Consider the following 3444-nt stretch of genomic DNA (forward strand, 5'->3'; position numbering starts at 1 on the left):
GCATAGGATGAATCGGGTTGTCATCAGAGAGGCGGCCGCCTGGCCCTTTCGGATCGACAGTCCGCTTCGAAGGAACGAGAGCCCTCTTATGGATCTCAGATCGACCCAACCAATTGAGTTATGGCATGTACGATAACGATCATGACTATCATCCAATGCTCATCGCGGGCGCGCCTACCCATTCGGACTTGACAATCGAAGTCCGCAATCCATTCACGGGAATGCTTCTTGGCAGAGTCCCGCAGGCCAGACCGGAGCATGCACGCCAAGCATTTGAGGCGGCCGCACGGACTGATGCGCGGCTCACACGCCGTGAGCGAACGGATATCCTCCTGGGGACGGCAAGCGCCCTCAAAAGGGATCAAGACCGGTTCGCTCGGCTTATCACGGCGGAAACCGGCCTCTGCCTGAAGGACGCCTTGCATGAAACCGGGCGTGCATGCGATGTCTGGTCATTTGCTGCCCATGCCTTGATCCAAAGCGAGGGCGAGATTTATCCATCTGACATTGGCGCAACCCCTCATGACCGGCGCATTTTTTCCATGCGCTCCCCGCTCGTCGGCGCGATCTCAGCTATCACGCCGTTTAACCATCCTCTCAATCTCGTCAGCCACAAACTCGCCCCTGCCATTGCGACAAACAACCGCGTGGTCCTGAAGCCTTCTGAGCTGGCACCGTTGACTGCCTTGGCACTAGGCAGGATTTTGTACGAGCAAGGGCTGCCGGAGGGTATGCTTTCGATCGTGACAGGAGCCCCTGGCGCCTTACGAGACGCGGTGTTCACTGATCCCGATGCGGAGCTGGTGACATTTACTGGCTCTGTTGGCGTTGGGCACCATATTGCAGAACGGGCCGGCTACCGGAAGCTCATCTTGGAGCTCGGTGGGAACGACCCAATTATCGTGCTTGAGGACGCCGATGTCGATCGGGCGGCGCATCTGGCTGTCCACGGAGCGATCAAGAACTCGGGTCAACGATGTACTGCCGTCAAGCGGGCACTGGTGGTTGACTCCGTCGCCGACGAATTTGCCGAACGCGCGCTCCATCACATGCGGAAGCTCTCGATCGGCGATCCGAGCGATCCATCGGTTGACCTTGGCACCGTCATCAATCGAGAGGCGGCCCAACTGATTGCGCGACGCGTTACCGATGCCGTCGATGCTGGTGCTACTCTATTGCTCGGCAACCGGCCTGACGGCGCATCTTATCCGCCTACCCTATTGGACCATGTCTCACCGACGTCCGAACTGGTAGTTGAAGAAACATTTGGACCTGTTCTGCCAATCATACGTTGCCCGAGCGACGTTGATCAGATCATAACAATCGCCAACGCGACCAAGTTCGGACTTTCTGCCGGAATCTGCTCCAACCGCCTTGATCATGTGACGAAGCTCATCAACGGTCTTGCCGTTGGCTGCGTCAACGTGTGGGAAGTTCCCGGATATCGAACCGAACTGACCCCATTCGGGGGAATCAAGCAGTCCGGGCTTGGGCACAAGGAGGGCGTGTTGGAGGCGATGCGCAGCTTCACGCAGTTGAAGACCTACTCGCTTCCATGGCCAGTCTAGGCTGGCGGCTTTGCTGCCGCCGAAGGCGGAGAAATTGTCGTATTGCATCTTTGTCGTAGCGACGGCGGGTCTATTTGCGGATGAGGGCGAACTGAACGGCTGCGGCCATCGCGGGAGCGCGTGCTAGGAGAGGTGCCAGGGCTCCTTAATGAACAGCAGGATGTAGACGCATCGCGCGTGGCCGATGCACCTTACTTCATCGCAACGCGAAACCGTCCCATCTGCTGTCTCTGGTTCCTCGCGATGCACTGCTCCAAGCTGATGCACCGGACAATGGAGGTGTCGATCATCTGGATAGCCGCATCATGGGCGGCGGCAAGTGCATCTATGATGCGGCTCCAGACGTCGTGCTTGCCCCCCCAGCGAACAAAGCGGTTGGGCCAAACGCTTCCAGACCGAAGATCCAGTGAGGCCGTCCTCGGGATGGCGGTGACGGAATAAACTTTGTTCGCGATCCGCGAAGACGTCGGCGAGCCAGGCTTTCGGGTCGATGTTGCCGTCTTCATGAGCGCGACCTAGCAAAGATGTTCGCGCTGTGCTCGATCCCAAACTCTACAACCTGACGCGGTGTGCGATTCAAGTCATTTCTTCTGAGGCGAGTGTTGTATGGCCGTTACAGCAATTCAGACTGACGCTGTTAAGAGCGGCGCAGGGGCATCTAATGGAATGGACTCGAATGAAACACTTCTTGATTCTGACTGCGAGCATCGTCGCACTTGGCGCGGTCGCTCCCGCATTCGGCGCGGATCTGGTGCCGAAGCCGGTCTACACCAACGCGCTGGCTCCGCCGCCGCCTGCTGCTGCGATATACGATTGGACCGGTTTCTATGTCGGTGCAAACGGTGGCTTGGGCCACAGCCATAGCTCGTGGGATTTCGGTGGCGTCACGCCCGAGGGCTCGCATGATTCGAGCCGCGGCACTCTTGGCGGTCAGATCGGCTACCGCTGGCAATCGGGGCCGCTGGTGCTCGGTGTCGAAAGCCAGGGCAACTGGGCCGATTTCAGCGGCTCCAATGCCAGCCTCGCCTTCCCAGGAGATATCAACAGCACCAAGACGAATGCGTTTGGCTTGCTCACCGGCCAGCTCGGCTATGCGTTCAACAACTTACTGCTTTACGCCAAGGGTGGCGCCGCGGTGACGAGCAACACCTATCAAATTAACGCCGGCGGAGCACAGCTGGCCAGCACCGATAGCGCCCGCTGGGGCGCCGTGGTCGGAGCTGGCGTGGAATTCGGATTCGCACCGAATTGGTCCCTCGGCGTCGAGTACGACCACCTGTTTACACAGGAAGGCAACATGAGCTTCCCGACGAGTGTGGCGGTGCCGGCTCTTGGAGGGTCGAGATCGGCCGCTGCTACGGTAGGGAACGATCGCATTCGTCAGGATTTCGACCTCCTGACGGTGCGGCTCAATTACAGGTTTGCCGGGCCGCCGACCTTTAAATATTGAACTCCTCGCGTTCGAACGGCGGATCGAAAGCCCCGGCACTCGGCCGGGGCTTTTTTTGCTTTCTCCATCATCTGCTGCCAGTCCCGACTGTTCATCGAGTTCAGCTTCAAGGGCCGTACCAAGCATATCCTGCTCAGAGCCGAGGAGCACAGGGCAACGGTCACGTCAAATTCACGACCACAGTTGCTTGAGCCACGTGCCCGACATCGTGGAGCCAGCACCCACCGCGGACGATGCCCCTTGGATCCGCACAAGGCGGCTGCGATGCGATTTCTAATCTGCCGAGCGGATCATGCCTGGTTGATTCTCAACAGAGATTTGAACTGCTTCGAAGAATGACTCTACGGACCGTAGGCGTCTTTTATCCGACGTTGTGACTATATACGTTTTGAAATCAATGCAGAGTTCGTCGACAGCCTTGTATAC

At 58.3% G+C, this 3444-nt stretch carries 2 protein-coding genes and 1 pseudogene; 2 read left to right on the plus strand and 1 reads right to left on the minus strand.

Annotated features, from left to right (window positions below; translation table 11 throughout):
• The first annotated feature begins 125 nt into the window (after positions 1–125).
• Positions 126–1568: a phosphonoacetaldehyde dehydrogenase gene (phnY, locus tag SO156_RS45545; RefSeq protein WP_498539426.1), complete on the plus strand. Its 1443-nt coding sequence runs from the start codon at positions 126–128 to the stop codon at positions 1566–1568.
• A 206-nt stretch (positions 1569–1774) separates the two neighbouring features.
• On the opposite strand, the pseudogene SO156_RS45550 reads toward phnY, so the two are convergent.
• Positions 1775–1969 (minus strand): annotated as a pseudogene (locus tag SO156_RS45550) (IS5/IS1182 family transposase); the annotation flags it as partial.
• 275 nt (positions 1970–2244) lie between these two features.
• Between SO156_RS45550 and SO156_RS45555 the strand changes: the two are divergent.
• On the plus strand, positions 2245–3018 hold the full coding sequence (locus tag SO156_RS45555; RefSeq protein WP_498539427.1) for an outer membrane protein: 774 nt from the start codon (positions 2245–2247) through the stop codon (positions 3016–3018).
• The last annotated feature ends 426 nt before the right edge of the window (positions 3019–3444 follow it).

The sequence above is a fragment of the Bradyrhizobium sp. UFLA05-125 genome (assembly GCF_059803515.1).

Excerpts from the sequence above, each read along its gene's own strand:
- phnY (WP_498539426.1), top strand. The coding sequence starts at position 126 with ATGTACGATAACGATCATGACTATCATCCAATGCTCATCGCGGGCGCG.
- SO156_RS45555 (WP_498539427.1), top strand. The coding sequence starts at position 2,245 with ATGAAACACTTCTTGATTCTGACTGCGAGCATCGTCGCACTTGGCGCG.